At 37.9% G+C, this 24,686-nt stretch carries 16 protein-coding genes and 2 pseudogenes; 13 read left to right on the forward strand and 5 right to left on the reverse strand.

The annotated features are described in order from the left end of the window. The coding region (tnpA, locus tag FYJ79_RS09720; protein ID WP_154517539.1) for an IS200/IS605 family transposase at positions 1–218 on the reverse strand (218 nt) is incomplete at its 3' end. A gap of 455 nt (positions 219–673) precedes the next feature. Between tnpA and FYJ79_RS09725 the strand changes: the two genes are divergently transcribed. Continuing rightward, entirely contained in the window at positions 674–4,810 is a 4,137-nt protein-coding gene (locus FYJ79_RS09725) for an EAL domain-containing protein (protein ID WP_154517542.1), read from the forward strand. A gap of 145 nt (positions 4,811–4,955) precedes the next feature. On the opposite strand, the pseudogene FYJ79_RS09730 reads toward FYJ79_RS09725, so the two are convergent. The 4 genes and pseudogenes from FYJ79_RS09730 to FYJ79_RS09745 all read right to left on the reverse strand — a co-directional run bounded on the left by FYJ79_RS09730 (position 4,956) and on the right by FYJ79_RS09745 (position 8,668). After that, positions 4,956–5,708, reverse strand: a pseudogene (locus tag FYJ79_RS09730) (iron ABC transporter ATP-binding protein). Position 5,709: 1 nt separating this feature from the next. Further along, entirely contained in the window at positions 5,710–6,717 is a 1,008-nt protein-coding gene (locus tag FYJ79_RS09735; protein ID WP_154517545.1) for an iron chelate uptake ABC transporter family permease subunit, read from the reverse strand. After that, the gene (locus FYJ79_RS09740; protein WP_326803744.1) at positions 6,707–7,639 is read right to left on the reverse strand and encodes an ABC transporter permease; all 933 of its coding nucleotides are present in this window, start codon (positions 7,637–7,639) and stop codon (positions 6,707–6,709) included. The genes FYJ79_RS09735 and FYJ79_RS09740 overlap by 11 nt, the downstream gene beginning before the upstream one ends. Before the next feature lie 48 nt (positions 7,640–7,687). Next, positions 7,688–8,668, reverse strand: a pseudogene (locus FYJ79_RS09745) (siderophore ABC transporter substrate-binding protein). A 247-nt stretch (positions 8,669–8,915) separates the two neighbouring features. Between FYJ79_RS09745 and FYJ79_RS09750 the strand changes: the two are divergent. The 12 genes from FYJ79_RS09750 (at position 8,916) to cooS (ending at position 24,686) form a co-directional block, all read left to right on the forward strand. Continuing rightward, positions 8,916–9,299, forward strand: a complete 384-nt coding sequence (locus FYJ79_RS09750; protein WP_195837067.1) for a metal-dependent transcriptional regulator — start codon at positions 8,916–8,918, stop codon at positions 9,297–9,299. Next, positions 9,299–11,671, forward strand: coding sequence for a ferrous iron transport protein B (gene feoB / locus FYJ79_RS09755; RefSeq protein WP_154517554.1), 2,373 nt, complete (start codon positions 9,299–9,301; stop codon positions 11,669–11,671). Before FYJ79_RS09750 ends, feoB begins: the two co-directional genes overlap by 1 nt. Positions 11,672–11,773: 102 nt before the next feature. Continuing rightward, on the forward strand, positions 11,774–12,022 hold the full coding sequence (locus FYJ79_RS09760; RefSeq protein WP_154517557.1) for a hypothetical protein: 249 nt from the start codon (positions 11,774–11,776) through the stop codon (positions 12,020–12,022). A gap of 64 nt (positions 12,023–12,086) precedes the next feature. Next, positions 12,087–12,866, forward strand: a complete 780-nt coding sequence (nadE, locus tag FYJ79_RS09765; RefSeq protein ID WP_154517560.1) for an NAD(+) synthase — start codon at positions 12,087–12,089, stop codon at positions 12,864–12,866. A gap of 185 nt (positions 12,867–13,051) precedes the next feature. Continuing rightward, positions 13,052–14,245: a hypothetical protein gene (locus FYJ79_RS09770; protein ID WP_154517563.1), complete on the forward strand. Its 1,194-nt coding sequence runs from the start codon at positions 13,052–13,054 to the stop codon at positions 14,243–14,245. A gap of 7 nt (positions 14,246–14,252) precedes the next feature. Further along, positions 14,253–15,449 carry a class I SAM-dependent rRNA methyltransferase gene (locus tag FYJ79_RS09775; RefSeq protein WP_154517566.1) on the forward strand — a complete coding sequence of 399 codons (1,197 nt, stop codon included), beginning with the start codon at positions 14,253–14,255 and terminating at the stop codon, positions 15,447–15,449. Between the two features lie 12 nt (positions 15,450–15,461). Beyond that, positions 15,462–16,394 (forward strand): carbohydrate kinase family protein, encoded by a 933-nt coding sequence (locus FYJ79_RS09780; protein WP_154517569.1) that lies wholly within the window; start codon positions 15,462–15,464, stop codon positions 16,392–16,394. Between the two features lie 68 nt (positions 16,395–16,462). Next, a complete protein-coding gene (locus FYJ79_RS09785; RefSeq protein WP_195837069.1) occupies positions 16,463–18,571 on the forward strand; it encodes a YhjD/YihY/BrkB family envelope integrity protein in 2,109 nt (702 codons plus the stop codon). A 137-nt stretch (positions 18,572–18,708) separates the two neighbouring features. Beyond that, entirely contained in the window at positions 18,709–20,013 is a 1,305-nt protein-coding gene (locus FYJ79_RS09790; RefSeq protein WP_154517575.1) for a fused HPr family phosphocarrier protein/2-hydroxyacid dehydrogenase, read from the forward strand. 91 nt (positions 20,014–20,104) lie between these two features. After that, complete coding sequence (locus FYJ79_RS09795; RefSeq protein ID WP_154517578.1) at positions 20,105–21,550, forward strand: hypothetical protein; 1,446 nt, start codon at positions 20,105–20,107, stop codon at positions 21,548–21,550. A gap of 86 nt (positions 21,551–21,636) precedes the next feature. Next, positions 21,637–22,449 (forward strand): NAD-dependent protein deacylase, encoded by an 813-nt coding sequence (locus FYJ79_RS09800; RefSeq protein ID WP_229771446.1) that lies wholly within the window; start codon positions 21,637–21,639, stop codon positions 22,447–22,449. 161 nt (positions 22,450–22,610) lie between these two features. Further along, positions 22,611–24,686, forward strand: coding sequence for an anaerobic carbon-monoxide dehydrogenase catalytic subunit (gene cooS / locus FYJ79_RS09805; RefSeq protein ID WP_154517581.1), 2,076 nt, complete (start codon positions 22,611–22,613; stop codon positions 24,684–24,686).

Below are 24,686 nucleotides of genomic sequence, written 5' to 3' on the forward strand. Positions count from 1 at the left end.
ACTCCGAGCTGTGGGTCTACTTCCATAAGCAAGTGTACATGGTCTGGCATGATTTCCATTTCAATAATTTCGACATTAAGTTGGTCGCATGTTTCTTTAATCAGCTCCTTTAGACGAACATCAACACCGTCTATTAAAACGGAACGTCGATACTTAGGACACCATACCACATGGTATTTGCAGGAATAGACTACATTGCGATTAGATTTGTATTTCATATAGATATTATACCACTCTTACCTATCTAATACAAAAGGGTTTAGATAACTTTCAGCAAGATAATTGTCGCCTTATATCCCCATTGATAAAGCAAGGGGCTTTACGGCGACATTTGGTAAATGATAGTAATGACCACACTCATTGCTATCATTTTTTATTGAAAGCAAGATTTGCTTGATTAAAACAATCGTTCTTGTCGATCTTACTTTCCTTTGATACTATTTGAGAATTCAGGATAAATTGTGTATAATTGCCTAAAACTATGATTAACTTCTATCTGATGGCGATATTGTTTAGGAATGTTCATTTTTTGCAGGATATAAGTCACATAAAAACATAGAAAGTATTCATATATATTCTAGTATGACATATAATATTCTTTAGGATAAGACTTAGGGAACATGATTATCACATTAGAAAATGACCTTTTACTATATGAGGAGGGAAAATAAACATGAAGCTAAGTTTAAAGAAGGCTCTACAAGAACTTGAAATGATATATGGAAAGCAGGAAATCGTTGTGTCCATGAAAGAACCAGCTATAAGAATGGAATTCTATCGCTATGATCTTTCTCTTTGTATTACGGCAGCATTGATTCTTTGTATTATTTTCTTTATTGGGATGGTAGGAGCTTTTAGTCCTTTTGCATCAGGATTTGTCTTGCCAATCATTAATGCTACGTTTGTTTATTTGTTGGCATTTTTTATCAACTTGTTCTTTATATTGTTGTTAATTCATGAACTGAATTCTTATGACAAAACAAGAGTCAAACGAGCTGGTAGGGTGATGAAATGGTTCTTGGCTTGTAATATGATTATTGCGAACTTAACATTCTATACGACCCAGAGAAGTAGTAGTTTCTTTTTTGAATATATTTTAGTGACATTGATCATTAATTTGATTCCTTTAGCGACAATACCTGTTTTTATTCGTAATATCTTTATTAACTTAATAGCCATGATATGTGTTCTTGGGATCGCAAATTATCCCATTGCCTGGCAGGATATTCTCGATATTATCGCTATGCAAGGTATCTGTTTGTTTGTGAATTATGCAAGATTAGTAAGTATTGTAAGAGAAGAGCGTAACAGACAAGCAATGATCAAAGAAAAGGATCAGTTTTATCAAGATAGTCGTCACGACGAGCTTACACAACTCCTCAATCGTTATGCCTTACGTGAAGATTTTCCAACCTTTATTAATAAGCACTTATGTGTCGCATTAATCGATATTGATTACTTTAAAAGCTACAATGATCATTATGGTCATAGTAAAGGCGATGAGGTTTTGACTGTATTTAGTCAGGATCTTAAAAAAGTATTCAATGAAGATCATGAAATTGGCTATCGCTATGGTGGCGATGAGTTCCTCATGATTGCTTTTAACGAAGAAACCAACATCTTTCGTACCAAGTTATACCAATTAAGTCAGACTTTAGCAGATCATAACGATCTTCATATGAGCTGCAGTATTGGCTATTATGGTGACTTCGTTAGCCAGATAGAGACAATCACCACACTTATTAATAAAGCAGATCATTATCTTTATGAAGCAAAGCATAAAGGTGTTGGCCAGATTGTTGGCTCTATTCCTTTATCAGATAGAGAGCATAAAGAGAAAAATAGCCAAAATGAAGAAAAGACTCTTGATGCTTTGACAGGCCTTCCTACAATGCATACATTCTTTAAGCTCATCAGTGAAAAGCGTAAAGAAGAGCGTAATGTAGGAAAAGATGGTGAACTTGCTGTTCTCTACTTTGATTTAATGAATTTTAAAACACTAAATATACGTTATGGTATTAACGCAGGTGATCAGTATTTAGTGAAGATGGCGAATGATCTTAAAAAATGTTTCCCTCATGATATTATCTCGCACTTGGAAAGTGACCGTTTTGCGATCTTGACCAATACGATTCAATTAGATGAACGGGTAAGAAAAGCACATACTATTATCAAGACATTATTCCCAGATAATATTGATTGCAGTATTGGCATTTGTGTCTGGGATGATTATACCTATTCTGCTGAAAAGGTGTGTAATTGTGCACGTATTGCGAATGATGAAAGTCGTGATAATGTGGGTCATTTTTATGCGTACTATTCCAAAGAGACAGGTGAAAAGCTAGAAATGTCAGCCTATGTTGTCTCACATTTATATGATGCAATTAAAAATGACTGGATTGTTGTTTATTATCAGCCAATTGTGCGTACATTATCCAATAAAATATGTGGCATGGAGGCATTAGCACGCTGGCAGGATCCTGAGCGCGGCTTACTTCCACCTATATCATTTATTCCAGCTTTGGAAGAGTCGCGTATGATATGGCATCTTGACCTCTATGTGATTAAAAAAGTCATTATGCAGATTGCCCAGCGTTATCGTTTGGGGATTGCGGAAATTCCTGTTTCAATTAATTTATCACGTCTTGACTTCCTCTATTGTGATATTTTCCGGGAGATTGAAGCACTAGTTATGGAATATGATGTGCCACGTCGTATGCTTCATATAGAAATTACGGAAAGCATTATGACTTCCAAAGAAAATCATATTCTCCAAACGCTCCAGTCCTTCCAGGAAGCGGGTTATGAAATTTGGATGGATGACTTTGGTAGTGGCTATTCAACGCTTAATTTATTAAAAGACTATACATTTGATGTTTTAAAGCTTGATATGGTCTTCTTGCACCAAGATTCTTCCCGTTCTCGTGATATTATTGCTTCTATTATCAATATGGATAAGAATATTGGAATCAGAAGCTTAGCAGAAGGGGTAGAGACAGCAGAGCAGGTTGAATTCTTAAAGAAATGTGGCTGTGAAAAGATGCAGGGCTATTATTTTGGTCAACCAATGCCTTTTGAGGATTTAATGAAAGCATGTCATGAAAAAGGTCTTAGTGTTGAAGGGGCAAAGCAGAAAGTTTGTTATGATCAGCTGTCACAAGTCAATTTCATGTCTGATATTCCATTGGTGGTTACGGAATATCGAGAGGGGAAAGTTCATATTCTATTTGTGAATGAACAGCTCAAAGCTATCATGCATAGAGATGGCTTTGTAGATAGTACTGAGATTGAAAACAGTATTAATAATCAGAATAATGTTATTGGTCGGGAATTGATAAAAGCTGCGAAAATGACGAATATGTCAAGAAATACAGGAAAGATGATCATCCCATTCAATAATAAAGAACGTTTACTCAGCTATCATTTACTTGGTCAATACGATGGGACTTCTTTAATTGTCGCCAATATCTATGCTTATGGTGATTGGAATGACGAGATGAATCTCAAAACAGACATGCTTCTCAATTTAAGTTATTTCTACCGCTATATTTATAGTATTGACCCACAGACAATGATGATGACAAGTGTACTTTTCACTAATAGCTCGATGGCCCAAAGTGATGCTGTCCCACTTCTCAACAAGCAGGGACAATATGCTAATACATTGCCAAAAATCTTTTCAGAAGATGAACAACGATACCATACATTCATTAATCCAGCTTCTTTAATCAAACGCTTGAAGGATTCAAAAAATGGAGAAATCGTTGAAGCCTTCCGTACACAAGATTATTTAGGACATTTTGTCTGGATGACCCATCTCATTCTATTGATTCCTAATAGTCATGAAATGCGTATTCTCTATGTGATTCGGATAATGGATGATGTAAAGATGATTGGTAATCAGGAGATGTTTGATGAAAGCAAGATGACGGATGCTCTTCAATCATTTAAGGTGGATGCAGACTATTTTAAAGATCTTATTCATCATTGTCCTATTCCCTTATTCTGGAAAGATAATCAACGTCGTTTTATTGGCGTAAGCAAGGCATTCTTAGAATTTTATGGTTTTAGTTCAGAAGAAGAACTCATTGGAAAAACAGATGAGGATATGAAATGGCATCCCAATAATGAAAACTACAGAGTTATTGAAGAGAACGTGCTCAAAACAGGTAAATCCTATTACAATATGCCAGGTCAATGCATTGTGCATGGTGTCAGCCATGAAATTTATGCCTCAAAATGGCCAACATACCAAAAGGGTCAGATTTCTGGCTTAATGGGCTGCTTCCTCGATCAGGATCTATTAGATGGAGAAAGTCTTAGAAATGATCCAGATAAACTTTTAGCAACTATGAGCACTTCGCATTTTATTGACGACTTAATTGCTTTTAAGAATGATTTTGAACTTAATCAAAAGAGTTTTGGCGTGATTTTTGTGAGAATACCTGAACTATTGAGAATTGGAAAGAATTTCGATCGTGAAATTATGCATGAAGTCACACGTGAATGTTATGAAGTAATTGCTCAAGTTGCGAATGTGCGAGCAGCAATTGCTTATTTAGATACTGGATGTTTTGCGATTACGACAAGCTATTTGTCACCACAGAAACTTGTGACAATGGCAAATGGTATTCGTGAAGGCATCAATAATATACGTATAGTTCATGGTGTACCTTGCTCACTTTATGCCAAAGTGAAAGTCTTTTATACACCAGAAGTCATTAAGTTACTTAAGAAGTTAACACAACAAGTATTTGAAGACGAAATGACTTCTGAAATTCTTGATGACAAGCTATTAAGTCATATCTAAGCTAATAGACCATCTCTTGGTTAACTTATTTCAATATGGTCATAAGGTAAATTCCTAGGATGTTGTAACGATGACAGAGGCAGTCTAACTGCCTCTTTTTTGTAAACAAAAGGGTACTATATCATTAAATATAGTACCCGTTCTATTAATAAATCGCATATTTCCCACGTGGTGTCAGCATGATGTCAATGGGTGTTTCATAGATTTCAGTTAGCAGTTGACCATTCATGATTTCATCAATGTCACCATAAGCAACAATCTTGCCATCTTTCATACAACATATATAATCAGAATATTGGGCTGAGAAATTGATATCATGCATTACCGCAATAATCGTCTTAACAAACTGGTCACAGACCTTACGTAAAAGTTTCATCATATCGACTGACCTTGCGACATCAAGATTATTCAGTGGTTCATCAAGAAGAATATAATCCGTATCCTGAGTAAGAACCATGGCGACATAAGCACGTTGACGCTGGCCACCCGAAAGCTCTTCAAGATAGCGATTTTCTAATTCCTTTAAGGCAAAGAAATCGATATAGCGTGAAATAATTTTTTCATCTTCTGCACTGAGACGCCCTTTACTATAAGGATAACGGCCAAAAGAGACAAGCTGACGGACAGTGAGCTTTGTCACAAAATGATTTTCCTATCTTAATATCGTCATGATTTTCGCAAGATCCTCACTATGACTTTTGACGACATCCATGCCTGCAATCTCAATCTCACCCTCATCCATCCCAAGCAATCTGCCAATCATATGTAAGGTTGTACTCTTGCCTGCACCATTGGGGCCAATAATGCTTGTCAGCCCACCTTTTGGAAACGTTAAGGAAAGGGGTCCAATCTTTGTTTTTGTCGCATAGGTTTTTGAGACATTTCTTAATTCAATCATACTATTCTCCTCGATGTTTTCTTAGCATCATGATGATAAAGACAATACCACCAACAAGTTCAATAATAATAGAAACCACACCCTGAGCATTAAAGATGTGATACATAAAGAAGTAACTCGCTGTGATGACTAGATAGGCGAATAGAATCGCAAAGGGATAGGTATATTGATGATCCGATGTCCCAACAATTTCATATGTGAAAGTCACAACGAGAAAGCCATAGAAAGTAAGTAATCCAAGCATGGCTGTCGAAACAGCCATTAAGAGGGAAATAATGGAAAGCAGTAAGAGAGAGTAGAAGCGATGGTTGATCCCAAGGACACTGCTGATATCTTTGCCTAATGTGATGATGTTGAGTTTTTTGGAAAGTCTTAAGAGAATGATGACGGATAAGAAGATGATGGGAATGGCAATAAGGAAATATTCTGATTTCGAATTATTAACAGAACCAAACATTTTTGCCTGCAGGACATCAAATTCACTAGGGGAAAGTAGCTTGTTGAAAAATGAAGAAATGGCGCGTAATCCAGTGCCAAGAATAATGCCAATCAATAGAACATATTGCATATCTTTCTGGCTGTCTTTAAGAAGTGTGCCATAGATTGACAAAGATAAAGCCATCATCAAAATAATCTCCAAAATAAAAGTGACAAGATTATGAGAAGAACTAAAGGTATCAACACCTAATATCATAACCATTAGAGTCTGAATTAATCCATAAAGGGCATCAAAGCCAAGTAAGGAAGGGGTGATGATGCGATTGTTGGTGAGTGACTGGAAGGTGAGTGTTGCGGTTGTATTCGCAAATGCCGCTAACAACATGGCAATAATTGCCACGCCCCGTCTTAAAACAATCGGCATGAAAGCAGGGGATGAGGGGGAAACAGGATTTTTATAGAGAATGAGGCCAAGTGTAAAGAGTATAGATAATATACTCATAATAATCATCGACATATGATAGTGGCGTAATGACTGTCTTGTTGGAAATGCTTGTGTACTACGCTCCATGAGTTCCACGCTTCCTTTCTCTTAAAAGAATCATCATAAAAACAATGCAACCCACTGTACCAAGAATAAGCGATACAGGGACTTCAAAAGGGGCAATGAGTATGCGTGAGAGAATATCACATAGGGTTATCGTTGCCATGCCCGCTAAAGCAACATAGGGTAGATTCTCTTTTAAGTGATCACCACGAATAAGAGAAATCAAGTTAGGAACAATCAAATCTAGAAAAGGTAAATTGCCAATAACAGCAGCCACAATACCAACTGTTAGAGAAATGAAAGCTGTACCTATAAGCACTACACGATTGTAGTTCACCCCTAATGTCTTTGCGATATCCTTACCAAGTGAGGCAACGGCGAGCTTATTGGCATAGAGGTAAATAAGAAATGTCATGATGATAATCAAGAATAAATATTCATAACGACCTTTCTGGATACCTGAAAAACTCCCTACAAACCAGTTCGAAACAATCTGGGAAGCCTGAAACTCTAACGCAAGGAAATTTACGAAGGCCGATATCACAGCACTCATCATCATCCCAATAATAGGCACAAGCATACTTGACTTCAGCCTAATTCTTGAAAGCAGGACAAAGAATATCATTGTCCCAACAAAGGAAAATACAATACAGGCAATAATCTTCATAGTGATTGTTGGGGCAGGGAAAATCACAGAAACAAGCAATAAGCCTAGTGATGCCCATTCGATTGTTCCGGTTGTTGTTGGCTCAACCATCTTATTTTGGGTCAATGTCTGCATGACTAGCCCACTGATGGACATCGCCGCACCAGTAAGAAGGAGGGCAATCGTCCGGGGAATTCTTGTCAGGAAAAGCATCTTCATGCCACCATCATCTTTATAGATGTCATAGACACCAACGTGAAGGGAAATCATCGCCAATAATAAAACGATTACTACAAGTATGCAAAGCTGGTATTTTTTTTACGCATAGAAAGTTCCTTTCCAGCCTACTTACTTCTTAGTAAAGAGAGTATCAAGCTTGTTCATGATTTTGATATAGGTTTGTATGCTTTCATTTGTATAAGTGTCATTTGGGGCATAGACAATGGCATTGTTTTTGACAGCTTTGACATTCTGCAGGGCAGAGGCCTTGGCAATGATATCTGAAGCTTGATCACTGTCAGTGGAAATAGCCGCATCACGATCTAATACAACAATATAGTCAGGGTTACTTTTGGCAATGGCTTCAACTGAGACATCATCACCTTTATCGGTTGATGTTGACTGATCGACAGTTAAAGCGCTCTTCCAGTTAAAGATGTCATAAAGTGGACCCTATACGCGTCCATAATGTGGGGCAACATAAGTGATCTCCCCACCAGTTGTCGTTAATGACATCACACTCTTTGATGGATCATAATGGCTTTTCGCTTTTTTGATAGGCGCGTCAAACTGACTATTTAGTTTTTTGGCTTCTTTTTCTTTATCAAAGATTGTCCCAAGAATTGTTGTATTGTTTTTAAGGCCATTGACTAATGCCTTGTCTGGTTCTTTCGCACTTTCATCAACAGTCACGTCAAGTGAAATCACTGCAGCTTGAGGGACAAGTTTTTTGATCTGATCATAATAACTTGCGAATCTCTGGCCTACAATAACTAAATCAGGATTAACCTGGGCAATGGCTTCTAAATTAGGCTCACGATGATTACCAATATCTATAACCTTCTCATTTTTTGTATACGATAGGGATTTGGGCATAAGTGGTTTAGGTGCTGCGGCTAGTTCAATCTTCCACTCGTCACGCGTCTCAAAAGTACGATTATCGAGCGCTACGACACGATTTGGCTTAAAAGGCACTTTGACCTTTCCTTTGGCATCGGTGATTTCAACGGTCTTTTGCACATTCGTATCAGCTTTGGTTGTTGTAGCACAACCTGAAAGCAGTGCTAAAACTGTCAAAGTAGTGAATGTTTTCATCAATGTCTTGTTCATATTGTTCCTTCTCTTTCTTGGTTAGAAATACCTAACCGATTGATAAACAAGACTATACAAGAAGACTTCAAGACTGTCAATAAGATAGTTAGGAAGCCCTAACTTATATGAAAATTAGAATATAAATATATCTTTTGTATATGTTATGTAATCGATGTGATTACATATAATCAAGGATATTACATGTTAGTTGACGTTAACTAACCAAATGGTTATAATGTGACTATGTTTTGAAAGGGGAATGTGTATGGAAGAAAGACATTTGACTGAATCAGAAGAAGATTATCTTGAATCAGTCCTTATGATTACAAAAGAAAAAGGTGTATGTCATTCTATTGACATCGTCAACCATCTACAGCACCGTAAGTCTTCAGTTTCTGTTGCTTTAAGTAAGCTAGAAGAGAAAGGCTATTTAAGAAAAGAAGGAAGAGATATTATCTTGAGTGATGCTGGCATGAAGGCAGCAATGCATGTCTATGAACGTCATCTGTTCTTCAAAAATGCCTTGATGGAATTAGGCGTTGATGAGCATCAGGCAGAAGAAGAGGCTTGTGCCATCGAACATGATATCTCCAATGATACATTTAGAAGAATACAAACCAGAGTTCAAGAATTGCGAGGCGAACAATAATGAAAACACTCAAAGACCTCAATCTTAATGAATCGGCTTATGTCAAGACGGTTGGCGGAGAAGGAGAATTACGCCAGCATTTCCTAGATATGGGTGTGATACCTGGTGCGAAGGTTACATTAGTGAAATATGCTCCTATGGGAGATCCAATGGAACTACGTATTCATGGTTATGAACTGACATTACGTCTGAATGAAGCCAAACAAATTGAAATTACCGATCAACCACTTCATGAAGAAAGTGATGCGCCTGATCATCTTGATCGGCCATATCTTGATGCTTCCAATTCACCCTTTGATCATCATCCAGGACTAGGTGAAGATGGTATTTATCATGATGACAAGAATGCGCATCCCTTACCTGAAGGAACAACACTCACTTTCGCTTTAGCTGGTAATCAGAACTGTGGCAAGACAACCCTCTTCAATCAGCTAACAGGCTCTAATCAGCATGTCGGCAATTTCCCAGGAGTGACTGTTGATCGCAAGAGTGGGGCTATCAAAGGTCATCCTGATACATTGATTACGGATTTACCTGGCATTTATTCCATGTCCCCTTATAGTGCTGAAGAAATTGTTTCAAGACAATTCATTCTTAATGAAAAGCCAATGGGTATTATTAATATTGTTGATGCAACGAATATTGAAAGAAATCTTTATTTAACGATGCAGCTTATTGAACTTAATAAACCTATGGTAGTTGCCTTAAATATGATGGATGAAGTCCAGGGTAATGGTGGCAGTATTAAGATTAATAAGCTTGAAGCTATGCTTGGTGTACCAGTTGTCCCTATTTCAGCGGCTAAGAATGAAGGGATTGATGAATTGGTGCGTCATGCCTTACATGTTGCGAAATATCAAGAAACACCTACACGTTATGATTTTTGTGATGAAAATGATCATGGGGGAGCTGTCCATCGTGCCCTTCATGCCATCATGCATTTAATTCAGGATCATGCTGATGAAGCACAAATTCCTATTCGTTTTGCGGCAAGTAAGCTTATTGAAGGTGATGAAGTCGTTCTTGGTGCACTTAATCTTGATGATCAAGAAAAGAAGACCATTGAAGCCATCATTTCACAAATGGAAAAAGAACGTCATCTTGACCGTGCAGCAGCAATTGCAGATATGCGCTTTGCCTTTATTGAAAAATGTGTAGCAGCAACTGTTATTAAGCCAAAAGAAAGCAAAGAACATGAACGTAGCCGTAAAATTGATACTATTCTTACAGGAAAATATACAGCTGTACCAGCCTTTATCATTATTATGGCGATTATTTTCTATCTGACATTCAACCTTGTTGGTGCTTATTTCCAGGATTTGATTGCGAATGGGATTGATCAGCTGACTCATATTGTTGCCATAGCTATGAAGGCTGGCGGGGTCAACGAAGTTCTGCAGTCTCTTGTCATTAATGGTATTTTCACGGGCGTTGGTTCAGTCTTGAGCTTCTTGCCTTTAATTGTTTTGCTTTTCTTCTTCCTCTCATTATTAGAGGATACAGGATATATGGCTCGTATTGCCTTTGTCATGGATAAGCTCTTAAGAAAAATAGGCTTGTCAGGACGAAGTGTTGTGCCAATGTTGATGGGATTTGGTTGTTCAGTACCAGCAGTCATGAGTTCGCGTACTCTGCCAAGTGAGCGTGATAGAAAGATGACCATCATGCTTGTACCTTTTATGAGCTGTACTGCCAAACTACCAATCTATGCCTTCTTTACTGCAGCTTTCTTCCCAAAGAGGGGTGCTCTTGTCATGGTATTATTGTATTTTATGGGTATTGCGGTAGGAATATTGACAGCACTCTTAAGCAAGAATACTTTCTTTAAGGGTGAGGCAGTACCTTTCGTCATGGAATTGCCTAACTACCGTTTGCCTAGTGCACGTAATGTTCTACAACTTCTATGGGAAAAATCAAAAGACTTTATTCAACGTGCCTTTACAATTATCTTTGTCGCTTCAATTATCATCTGGTTCTTACAGAACTTTGGTTTACATTTACAGCTTGTCAAAAATCCTGATGACTCCATCCTGGCCTATTGTGCAAGCTTTATTGCCCCTATCTTCAAGCCTCTTGGCTTTGGTGACTGGCGCATTACATCCGCTTTAATTACTGGCTTTATGGCAAAAGAATCTGTTGTATCCACATTGACTGTTCTTTTTGGTAGCACAGCTCATCTTATGTCAACATTGACAACACTAGGCGCAGCAAGCTTGCTTGTCTTCTGTCTGCTTTATACGCCTTGTGTAGCCGCTATCGCAAGTATTAAACGTGAACTAGGTGGACGCTGGGCTGGCTTTATTGTCATTTTCCAGTGTGTGGTTGCCTATATTTGTGCGTTTGTCGTGCATACAATTGGATTATTATTTTAAGTCTGGTCATATCCAGGCTTTTTCTTTTCGTTTTAATGGAAAAAGGCTATAATGAAAGCGGGAATCATTTTATTAAAAAATATAAGAAGCGAAGGAAGAAATATGGAACTTAAAGACTTATATGAAACACTTAGCCCGGAAATGAAACACAAAATAAGAAAATGTCATTCTTTTATCGAAGCACTGGATGTGCTTGAAGAAAATGATATTAACTTTCCTGATGATATGTCAGCCGGTAACTTTTTTCTCGAAAATACGATCATCTGTCCAGATTGTGGCAGTGTGGATGTCGTTGAAAATAGTGATGGCAGTTATACATGCCAGACTTGTGGGAGAGTCTTTATTGTATAATAAAAATTTATTGCTTTGATAAAGAATTGAGCCTATAATGGGACACATATGGAGGATATGTATTATGTTGAAGAATCCTGAAAAGACAAAGAATGAAATTGTAGCTTGGATTAGAGATTATTTTGAAAAGAATGGGCCAGAATGCTCGGCTGTCATTGGTATTAGTGGGGGCAAGGATAGTGGTGTTTGTGCTGCTTTATTGAAAGAAGCACTTGGTAAAGATCGTATTGTTGCCATACTGATGCCTAATGGTGAACAGAAAGATATTGATGACGCTAAATTACTTGTTAAACTATTGGACTTGCCACATGCTATATTAAATATTGAAGGGGCTTTTAAAGGCATGGCTGATATGCTTGAAGGAAGTGATGAACTCAAGGCAATCACTGGTCTTGATCAGCTTTCTACGGATACAAGAGTCAATTTGCCACCTCGTTTACGTATGGCAACACTTTATGCCGTAGGTCAGATGCTTCCACATGGTGGTCGTGTTGTCAATACATGCAACCGTTCAGAAGACTATGTTGGCTATTCGACGAAATATGGTGATGCAGCAGGTGACTTCTCACCACTCGCTAATCTTCTTGTTGAAGAAGTGTATCAGATTGGCGAAGTGCTTCATTTACCTGAAAAGCTTGTCAAAAAAGCACCAAGTGATGGCTTATCTGGCAAGACGGATGAAGATAAGCTTGGCTTCACTTATGCCACTCTTGATCACTATGTCCTAACTGGTGAATGTGAAGATGCAAAGACAAAGACAAGAATTGATCATTTACATAAGATCAATTTACATAAACTTGAATTAATGCCTTCATTCCCATTAGATCAGGTTGAACATGAATAGACTCTATGAGTCTATTTTTTCGTTTAAAAACAAATTTTTTCTTCTTTTCATGAATATTTTTCTTTGAAAAAATGCACAAAAAACTGTTTACGCTTACACCTTGGTTTATCCTTAATTTTTACTGAATTTTGTGTTAAATTAGTGTTGTAAATTTATGTGTATTGTATTTATTTTTGAAGGAAATTATGAAATTGAATGAATTTAACTGCCACAATCTAGAACAAATTAAAAAAGACTATGAAGTTACGGATTTAGTAGCTCAGGTTATTGAATCACACAATCTTTCACAGGATGCTTTTAAGGAGTTTGATGAACGTATTGAGTTAGATCTCAACAATCATCCTGAATTACAGCCTTTAAAAGCACAAATTGAAAGATGCCACGATGAAAATGAAAAAATTATCATTTTATCTTCACATACTGTTGATAATCTCTTTGCGGCGATTATCTTTGCCCGTTTATGTGTTATTAAGAAAATTGCTTATACATTAACACATATCAATAAAGATGAAACAATGGTCAGAGGAAATATTCTGATCTTAGGGGAAACTATCCGTTTCCTCAATAAAGCAAAGGGCATTGATATTGTCTTGCCAGAATCCTATCTCGCAAATTCAGGAATCGCCTACTTGATTTCTTCATGCTTTGCGAATGACCGCTATGCCTTAGCCTTAGCTTGTATGGGAACAATTGCTTCCAACAAGGACTTAATTAAGGAAAATCGTACATTATATCATGATGGCAAGCAGCTCTTAGAAGACCAGCGTTATAAATGCATGGAACGTGTGCTTATTTCAAGAGAAAAACGTAATCAGCAACTGCTCTATAATGGTCGCAACTATACACCTTATAGTGCTGGCATGATTCGTCGTCGCTTCGTCTACCCACTTGATCGCTATTTAGAAGAACATGCTGATAAGCGCTTTGTCGGCCTTCTTCAGTACTTCTTTAATCCCAATAAGGAAGATAAGAAATATCAGCTGTTTGGTACAATGTTGAATGGTATTGATGTCGAAGTACCAGAACTGAATGACAATCCAACATATATAGAGACAAATCTCGATCTTGTCACAATTGATAATGTTCGTGCATTAGATCATACCTTTGAACCCTATCATGCCGGATTCAATCGACCACATTGGGTCATTCGTGATGTTGAAGTCGCTGAATATCGCAAGTTTGATATGGCTCGTGGGCTAGAATTGTCATTTCGTACAAATCACGGCTTAGTCAAGGCGAGTGCATATGAGAATGAATGTGTTCATGTCAAGATCAATAATGGTGATCATGTAACAGTAGCTGGCACATTATCCATTAATGGCTTTTCTGGCTTGCCAATGTTGCATATGAAAGTGTTAGAAAATCTGAGTAATGAATAGGGGAGTTATGATGCGAAAACAAGTTGTGATATCAAATCAGGGGGCACCTTTTATTGAAAAAGGACAAACCTGGATGTATGCCAATAACTTAGTAAGAATGGATGAGCATGCAAAGAGTGGTGATGTTGTTGATATCATCTATGAGAATGGCCGGTATCTTGCGACAGGCTTTCTCAACAAAGACTCCCATGTAGTGGTAAGAATTCTAACACGTCAGCAGAATGAAGAAATTGATGAAGCATTCTTTAAAAAGCGTATTAAATTTGCCTATGATTATCGTAAATGTGTTGAACGCAAGAATCTCACAAACTGTCGCTATGTCTTTGGTGAAGCAGATGGTCTTCCAGGGCTAACGGTCGATCGCTATAATGATCTACTTGTCACGCAGATTACATCTTATGGCTTAGAAATGCGTAAGGATATGCTTTATAAGTGCTTGCTTGAAGTCTTCAAGCAGGATGGTGTAGAAATAGCGGCAATCTATGAACGCAATGATGTCAAAGCAAGAGAAAAAGAAGGCTTAAAACTCTATAAAGGCTTTTATGGCAATAAAAAACTATCGACAACAACAATCATTAATGAAAATGGCTTAAAACTCTATGTTGATATTGAAAATGGTCAGAAGACAGGCTATTTTCTTGATCAGAAAAGCAACCGTCTCTTGCTTAGAGAAATGGCTTATGGCAAGAAGGTCTGTGATTGTTTTAGCCATACAGGTGGATTTGCCCTCAATGCAGCATTGGGCGGCGCAAGTGAAGTCACTGCTGTCGATGTCAGCAAGACAGCTCTTGATGAAGCATTGGCTAATGCCCAATTAAATCATCTTGAAGATCGGATGAAGTTTGTCCAGGCTGATGTCTTTGACTTCCTTGATACCATCAAAGAGAATCAGTATGATATCATTGTTCTTGATCCACCAGCTTTCACAAAAAACCGCCGCACAATTGATCATGCCTACAAGGGCTATCTCGAAATCAATAAGAAAGCTATGAATGTCTTAAGACATGGTGGCTATCTTATTAGCTGTAGCTGTTCACGCTTTATGGAAAGAGAAATGTATGAAAAAATGATTAGGCAAGCAGCGAGTGAAACAGGTGTCATGCTTAAACAAGTCAGTGTGACTCAACAAAACCATGATCATCCCATTCTTTGGGGCATGGCAGAAACAAGTTATTTAAAATTTTATATCTTCCAGATCATATAAGGAGAAAACGTAATGGGCGTAGTCGTTATTGGAGCAGTATTTGTGGATATCAAGGGATATCCTAACGAATTATATATACCAGCAGGAAGAAATGCCGGCAGAGTAACACAGGTTCATGGTGGTGTTAGTCGTAACGTGGCTGAAGATATTGCTAATGTTGAATTGAGACCAACCTTTGTCTCAGTTGTCGATCAAAGCGGTATAAGTGATGATGTCATCAACAAGCTTAACCGTCATAAAGTCAATACACAATATATCCGTAAAACAGAGGATGGACTTGGAACATGGCTAGCGGTCTTCGATAATGAAGGGGATGTTGTTGCTTCTATTAGTAAGCGTCCTAATCTTGATGAAATTGCATCCATTCTTGATGAACAGGGTGATGAAATTATCAAGAATGCCGATAGTGTTGTTTGTGAAATTGATATGAAAGCAGAGATCATGAAGAAAGTCTTTGCCTTGGCAGAAAAGTATCATAAGAAAGTCTATGCCCTTGTTTCCAATATGTCGATTGCGGTTGAACGCAGAGACTTGATTAAACGTACGGATTGTTTTGTCTGCAATCTTCAGGAAGCTGGTATCTTCTTCTCTGATGACTACGAAGGCAAAACACCTGAAGAGATGTGTGATATTCTTAAGGTCAAGATTCAAAGTGCTGAACTGAATGAAATGATTATCACAATGGGATCACAAGGCGCCGTCTATGCTTCTTGTGATGGGGAATATGGCTATATTCCTGCTCAGAAAGTCTCAGTCATTGATACAACAGGCTGTGGTGATAGCTTCTTTGCCGGGGTTGTGATTGGCTTAACATATGGCAAGAGCTTGGGTGAAGCCTGTGCGATTGGGACAAGACTTGCATCAAGTGTCATTGCGACAAAAGAAAATGTTTGCCCGAGATTTTTACCGTCTGAATTTGGCTTGAATATTGATGTTGAGGAATAATCGCTTTGAACATCCTTTTCTTAGGATGTTCTTTTTTATTTTGATATAATAACGATGGAGGGATGGAAATGAAGACAAAGGAAATCATGAAAACGATCAAAGCTTATTATCAAAAAGCAGCCACAATCTATTCAGATTATCGTCATTACGTCCCCTCTTATGCGCCAGCTGCCTTAACATTCTATTTGATTATTTTAATTGTTCCCGCTATTTCTATTGTTGCCTTTACGACAAGTCTCTTTCATTTTAATTCGGATATACTTGTGGATTTATTAGAACAATACCTGACAAGTCCTTATGCCATTATGTTGGTAGATATTATCGAAAATCCAACCATTTCATTAGGATCATTCGTTGTCTTTGCTTTGTCTCTTTATGCCATAAGTAGAGGTGTTGGCAATGTCTATCAGATCTCCAAAGAACTCTTTCCTGATGCAAAGAATGACGAAGATACAATTATTGGCTATTATGCTTATACTTTTGAAATCACTATTCTTTTATTACTCTTTGCGATTGGCTTTGTTTTCTTTGTGGCCGTTGGACCTATTGCGGCATTCTTTAATGTCTTCTATGATTACCTATTGTTGCGTCAGATCTTGTTGTTTTCTTTATTCATTCTCTTCTTTTCATTAATCTATAAACTTATTCCTAAGCCTCATATCTTTCTCAACGAAGCTATGAAGGGGGCTGTCGTGACAACGTTAGGAGATATCATTCTTTATTTCATTATTCGTTATTATTTCAAGAATGTGTCCTTCTCCAATGTCTATGGCCCACTTGCTTCCATTGTTATGGTTTTCTTTGTCTTGAATTGGGGTTGTGAGATTTTCTATGTTGGTATGTATGTCACGCATCTCTTTTATGAAAAGCGTTTAGCCCATTCTATTAGTATAGTTAAGGTCGATACGATTAACCATCTTGGCCAGGGGATTGCAACGCTAGCAGGAAAGAAAATTTTCCTTAAAAATGTACTCCCTCATGAAATTGTACAGATTGCCATCAAAAAAGAAAGAGCCCATGACATTGATGCTCTAGCAATAAAGATTCTTATTCCTTCAGTAATGCGCTTGCAACCAGTATGCCTGCAGGCAGATCTTTGTGAAGGCTGTTCGTTCCAATATATGGCATCTTCTGCCCAAATAACCCACAAGAAAGAAACAATTGCCTTGCTTATTAACCGCTTTACAACATTTAAAAATGACAATATTTCTTTCATGCCTCCGCTTAACCCACTTCATTATTTACAAGAAGTCCAATATGATCTCTATGATTATGAAGGAACGCTTTATTTTGGTGAACTTACTAAAGAAAGCATCACTTTTAAAAGTCAGTGCCTCCTTAATGATACAATGATCAATGATGTCCTTCACTTTCTTGAAGACACCTTCAATAAGTGCCATGTTTCAACATATGATGATCCCACCCAAAAGGGTATTAAAGGTGTTCGTATTAAGCGTGTCGAAGAGGGCTGTCTTGTCTTTATTCAAAGTGGTCGAGGCGATTTAAGTGAGGAACTTGTCAATAGGCTTAAAGCCAATCAACACATCCTTGGCCTTTATAAACGTCCTGTCAATCGGGTGCGACATTATGTAAGACTGAGTCAGCCTTTACAAATATATGGTCGTCATCATTATCATCTTGTTGTAGAAAATAGATCTTATCGCCTCTCTTCTCTCTCTGACTTTACAATTCATCCTGACAGGAATGAAAGAATGCAAAAGCTTGTCGATCAAGAGGAAACGATTCTGTCGCTTTATTGTGGAAATGGTATCATGGAATATGGACTGAGAGGTGATGTGAGTTGTATCTTTGAAGAAGATTATGAATTTGAGGATGCAGTGAGAAACAAGAAGAACTTACATCTTAGCAACATGCATCTTTACAAGGGGCCTGTTGAACAGCGTGCCAGTCTGCTTCTCTCGCACCATCACTATGATACAGTCATTGTCCATTTATCAGATCATCAGTTCTCAAGTATTCTTTCGCAATCCTTTTATCACTCAAATATCAAGAAAGTCATTATTATTAGTGAAGATGTTTATGCTTTTCTAAAATCTATTTATTACTATGATGCGATGCGCTTACAAAGCAGTTACCAACTTGTCTTAGTTGAAGGGTTTGATCCAAGTCCCTATACGCCTCAAATAGGTGGCATTTTTGTCTTTCTACGTAAATGAGATAAACGTTTTTGAGACGCTTTCAAAGCATCTCTGTTAACGCTATTAAATTATTGGAGAAAAGTACGTTTTTATTAAACGTGTGTATTATTTTGTGCTATTATTGAATTGTAAAAATATTAGGAGGCTTATTACAGATGAAAAAATTTTCTTATGTTGTTGTCAACCCTATGGGTGTACACGCACGTCCAGCTGCTTTATTAGCACAGTTATGTGTTGGTTTAAGAAGTGCCGTTACAATTGAATGCAATGGTAAGACTGCTGGAGGAAACAACGTACTTCAGGTTTTAGCTCTTGAAGCTAAGAAGGGCGATACTTTGAATGTAACAGTTGAAGGTGTTGATGAAGAAGAAGCAGTTAAACGGGTTGAAGATTTATTACATGGCGATTTCGAAGAAAAAGCACCTGCAAAAGTATTAAAGATTGCTTTCTTTGGTACAAAGGACTATGACAGAGTATTCTTCTCAGAATTAGTTAAAGATAAAGGTCCTGGTACTTATAATTCAGATATTAAATATTTCTCTACTCGTTTAACTCCTGAAACAGCTCAGTTAGCTAAAGGCTACGATGCAGTATGTATCTTCGTTAATGATGAAGCTCCTCGTTCAGTTGTTGAAACATTGGCTGAATGTGGTGTTAAGTTAATCTTATTACGTTGTGCTGGCTTCAACAATGTTGACTTACAGGCTGCTAAGGAATGTGGTATTAAAGTAGCTCGTGTTCCTGCTTACTCACCATATGCAGTTGCTGAACATGCAATGGCTATTCTTCAGGAAGCTAATAGAAGACTTGGCAGAGCTTATAACAAAGTAAAAGATAATAACTTCGCTTTAAATGGCTTACTTGGTGTTGACTTACATAATAAGGTTTGTGGTATCTTAGGTACAGGTAAGATTGGTCAATGCTTCGCTAGAATTGCTAAGGGATATGGCATGACTGTTATTGGCTGGGATGCTTTCCCTAATAAGAAGCTTGAAGAAGAAGGCTTATTAACTTATGTCAGCAAAGATGAATTATTTGAAAGAGCTGACTTAATTTCATTACATTTACCACTTATCATGGGTGAAGGTGGAACATATCATATCATCAATAAAGAAACAATTGCTAAGATGAAAGATGATGTTATGTTAGTAAACTCTGCACGTGGACCATTAATTGATGCTGAAGACTTAATTGCTGCATTAAAAGCTGGTAAATTCCATGCTGTTGCATTGGATGTATATGAAGGTGAAGACGCTAACGTTTACACTGACAGAAGTGATGAAAGATTACATTCTTCAATCACAGCTCGTTTAACAATGTTCCCTAATGTTGTCTTAACTTCACACCAGGCATTCTTCACAAGAGAAGCATTACAGGCTATCGCAGTAACAACTATGGAAAATGCACGTAACTTCAATGAAGGCCGTGACTTAGGTGCTGCTGAAGTCAAAGCTAAATAATATTTTCATACATAAAGGTGGCTATGCCACCTTTTTTCTTATGTTGTTTCTTAAGGGAAATTCGTATATACTACTTACGTAGGTGAAAGACATGGCTAGAAAAAAGAAAACTTTTGACGATTCTCCCTTAGAAAGAGAACCTCGATATTATACAAAACAATCTCATATGATTTCTAATGCATATAAGCGTCCCTATAAAGATGAACAAACAGGAGGTATTAGAAAACCTTCCTTATTAGAAATCTATAAAAGAAAGAGAATGAAAGATTCGATTGACCTCACAACATCCACAAAGCATTATGAAACTCATGATGAAGAAATGTTGTCACGTGATATCAATCGTCATTATGAAAGAACCTATCAAGCTAAAGAAACAGCGGGCACTCAGTCACATATAAATTTCGAACGAGAATCACTTCTCAACAAGACACATTATGAAGCACCTCTTCCTACTATTAACTTTCAAAGAGGGACATTAAAAGAACCACAATTAAAACAAGAGACACATATCAATTTTGAAAGCAATCAGCATGTAGCTCATCCGCGCACACCGCTTCCTACAATCAACTTTCAAACACAAAAACGCACAAATCCTAAGCCATCACAAACACTTCCACAAATACATTTTGGACAAAAACTAGAATTCAAGAAAAAACAATCCGATCTTGTCAACATTCATTTCAAAGAAGAACGTAGTTTCAAGAAAGCCCCTGACAGGACTTTGCCACAAATACATTTTGAACAAACACTTAAAGAAAAACAATCGCTTAATAAGATTCCTAAGATTAATTTTCAGAATGAACATAAGGAAACGAAAGTCGTTGAAAGTATTCCTAAGATTCACTTTAGAAGTGAAGAAAAACCAATACGTAAACAAGCGGCTATCCCACAGATTCATTTCATTCATGAGACACGTCCGGTTAAGAAACCAGCAGAACTACCAAAGATTCATTTTGTTATTCCTCAGCCAGTTAAGAAAAAACAAAATGACTATACAATTCACTTTACGCATGAGTCTTCTCTTAAGCCCAAGAAGGCTTCAAGTAAGGCTACTACAAAGATAAGCTTCTCAAGCTACAATAAACAAAACTATAAAATGACGAAGCCTGTAAGTAAGGCTGTTACGAAAATCACTTTCCCAAGTATTGCCCTCGCTAAGCGCAAGACATATAAACAGGTGGATCGTGGTGTGACAAAGCCTCATTTTTCACTCAAAAGCAAGCAGGCTAAAGAGATGCTTTATCATACGCATGCTCCCACAAAAACACAAAAATCAGCTTATATCTTTAAACAGTATGAAACACAATCGATGGGCAGTATGCTTAAAGGAAATGCCATGCATGATAAATTGCCATTAGAGCTTGATAAGAGCCGCACAGCTAAACGCATTCAGCGAGAACACAACTGGTTCTCCGTTGTGATTGGTATTGGTATTGTTGGTTTATTTGCATCACTCTTCTTTAATGTCATGCAGTCAGCAATCATGTTTGGCTTATTGATTATTTTAGGCATTTATGGCTATTGGACATCACGTTAATAATGAAAGAACGATCTTATGACAAGATCGTTTTTTTGTACGCTTAATAAGATAAAGGTTTATAATGGAGACAAGAGGTGATGATCATGCTTGAAAAAGATTGGATGAAGCAAGGAAGAAAAGAAAGAAGTGCTTATCTATCAAGACTTAGCGAGAATGAGAAATATGAGGCACTTAATGCCATCATTGATGCTTGTAGGCATATTGTCTTCTTTGGCGGAGCTGGGGTTTCAACGGAAAGTGGTATACCTGATTTCCGTAGCAAAGATGGGCTTTATAACCAACATGATGTGGAATTTGATCAATATTCACCAGAATATCTTCTTTCCCATGAATGCCTTGTCTATCATCCTAAAGTATTCTTTGAATTCTATCGTCAGAAACTTGATACAAGATCCATCAAGCCCAATCGTACGCACTATAAGCTTGCCTTGATGGAAGAGAAGGGCAAGCTTGATGGCGTGATTACCCAGAACATTGATGGTCTTCATCAAAAGGCTGGCAGCAAGAATGTCTTTGAAATTCATGGCACAACATATCGTAACTATTGCATGAAATGTAAGAAAATCTATCCTGCTGATTATATTTTCAATTGTAAACAGGAAGTGCCTTATTGCCCGGAGTGTGGGGGAATGATTCGTCCTGATGTGACAATGTATGGCGAAGGATTGCCTGGTGATGCCTGGATGCATGCAAGAGATCTTATTAATCAGGCAGATTGCCTTATTATTGGTGGGACAAGCTTAAATGTTTATCCAGCTGCTAATCTTATTGACTATTTCCATGGGGATTATCTGATTCTTATGAATAAAGGTGAGGTAGGTAGAAGAACGGGGGCTGATCTTGTTTTTAATGATAATATTGGTAAAGTAATGGATTATATTATTCTTAAGAGCTAGTTGTTAGCTCTTTTTTTATTTATAAGACAAAAAACAATAACATTTAGAAAAATAATAAATAACTATAAAAAATAGTATTGACGAATATTCTCTTCTCCCGTATGATATCCCCAATAACATAAATACCTACCGAAGAGATAGGAAATAGAGGAGAGAAGACTATGAGTACAGAAAAGCATTCCCATCGTGCCTTAATTGGCTTTGATAAGAACGGTGTTCCTACCGTCATTGTTCCTGCAGATCATCATGAACATACTCATGAGGATGAACATGGACATCTTTATACCCACATTCATGAAGCGGAATTTACAGCTGACTATATGCAGGCCGTCAATGATTATCGTAAGACATTCCCTAAAGCTGATGAAGTCTTAGAGAAAACACCTGATCCAGCTGTTAAGGAGATGCTGGTGAGAATGAAGGAGCTCGATATGCCAACGGCCTTTGATCGTTTTGATAGCCAGCAACCACAGTGTGCGTTTGGTTTATCCGGTGTTTGTTGTAAGATATGTAATATGGGACCTTGTAAGATTACAAAGAAGAGCCCTAAAGGTGTCTGTGGCGCGGATGCTGATCTGATTGTAGCAAGAAATCTCTTGCGTTCAGCTGCTTCAGGTGTTGCCCAGCATGGTATTCATGCCAGAGAAGTGATTCTTTCACTTAAGTGGGCGGCTGAAGGAAAGCTCGATCTACCACTTATTGGCGAAAATAAGATTCGTGCTGTTGCCAAGCAGTTTGGCATTAAGACAGAACATCGTCAAATCAAAAATATCACGATTGACCTGGCTAATATTTTATTGGAAGATTTATCAAGAACAGAGCCTGATGAATATAAGACAATTACAGCCTGTGCCCCAAAAGAACGTCAGGAAATCTGGAAGCAGCTCGATATCCTGCCTATTTCCGCCTACCATGAAACATTTGAAGCTTATCACCGTACAGGGGTAGGTACGGATGGCGATTGGAAGAATGTCATGCAGCAGTTCTTACGTTGTGGTCTGACATTTGTCTTCAGTACGGTATTAGCGACAAGCATTGCCACGGATGGTTTATTTGGTGTTGGTGATCGTGTGACATCGAAGACAAACATGGGGGCTTTAAAGGAAGGCTATGTCAATATTGCGGTTCATGGCCATTTGCCTACTCTTGTCAGTCAGATTGTTAAGACAGGACAGAGTGAAGAATTCATCAAGATGGCAAAGGATGTTGGAGCTAAAGGCATCCGTTTCTATGGAATCTGCTGCAGCGGTCTATCAGCAATGTATCGCTATGAAGGGGTTATTCCGCTTTCCAATGCAGTGACTGCCGAACTTGTTCTTGCGACAGGGGCACTTGATTTATGGGTGGCAGATGTCCAGGATGTCTTCCCAGCAATCATGGACGTGGCAAGATGCTTTAAGACAACTGTCATTACAACAAGTGATTCCGCACGTTTGCCAGGGGCAGAACATATTGCCTATGATCATCATCATTCCAATATTGGTGAAACAAAGGCTATTGCCAGAAAGATTGTCACACGTGCGATTGAAAGCTTTGCGGCAAGAAAGGGCACACCAGTACATATTCCACCATATGAAGTTGAAGCTGAAGTCGGCTTCTCGCTCGAATATGTGCATCGTCATTTTGGCTCAATGAAGCCATTGGCACAAGCACTTAAGAGTGGCAAGATTCTAGGTATTGTCAATATGGTTGGCTGTAATAATCCTAAGGTGCCTTATGAACGTACAGTTGTCGATGTTGCTGATGTACTGATTAAAAATAATGTCCTTATTCTCACAAATGGCTGTGCTTCTTTCCCACTCATGAAGCTAGGTTATTGTAAGAAAGGTGCAGGCGTCCTAGCGGGGGAAGGATTGCATGAAATACTAGGTGATGATTTACCACCAGTATGGCATGTAGGAGAATGTATTGATAATGCGCGTTCTTCAGCAATATTTGGTGGTATTGCCAGTGAACTTGGTGAAAAACTATGTGACTTGCCATTTGCCTTCTCCTCACCTGAATGGGGGAATGAGAAGGGCATTGATGCGGCACTTGGCTTCCGTTTGATGGGATTGAATTCTTATCATTGCGTTGAAGCGCCTATTCATGGCTCTGCCAATGTCATCAATTTCCTCAAAGAAGAAACAAAAGATTTACTTGGATCAGCTATGATTGTCAATGTCGATCCAAAAGCATTGGGTGAACAGATTGTTGAAGATTTCAAGAAACAGCGTCAAGAATTAGGTTGGGATTAA

This window comes from Sharpea porci, assembly GCF_009695655.1.
In the GTDB taxonomy this organism is placed as follows: domain Bacteria; phylum Bacillota_I; class Bacilli_A; order Erysipelotrichales; family Coprobacillaceae; genus Sharpea; species Sharpea porci.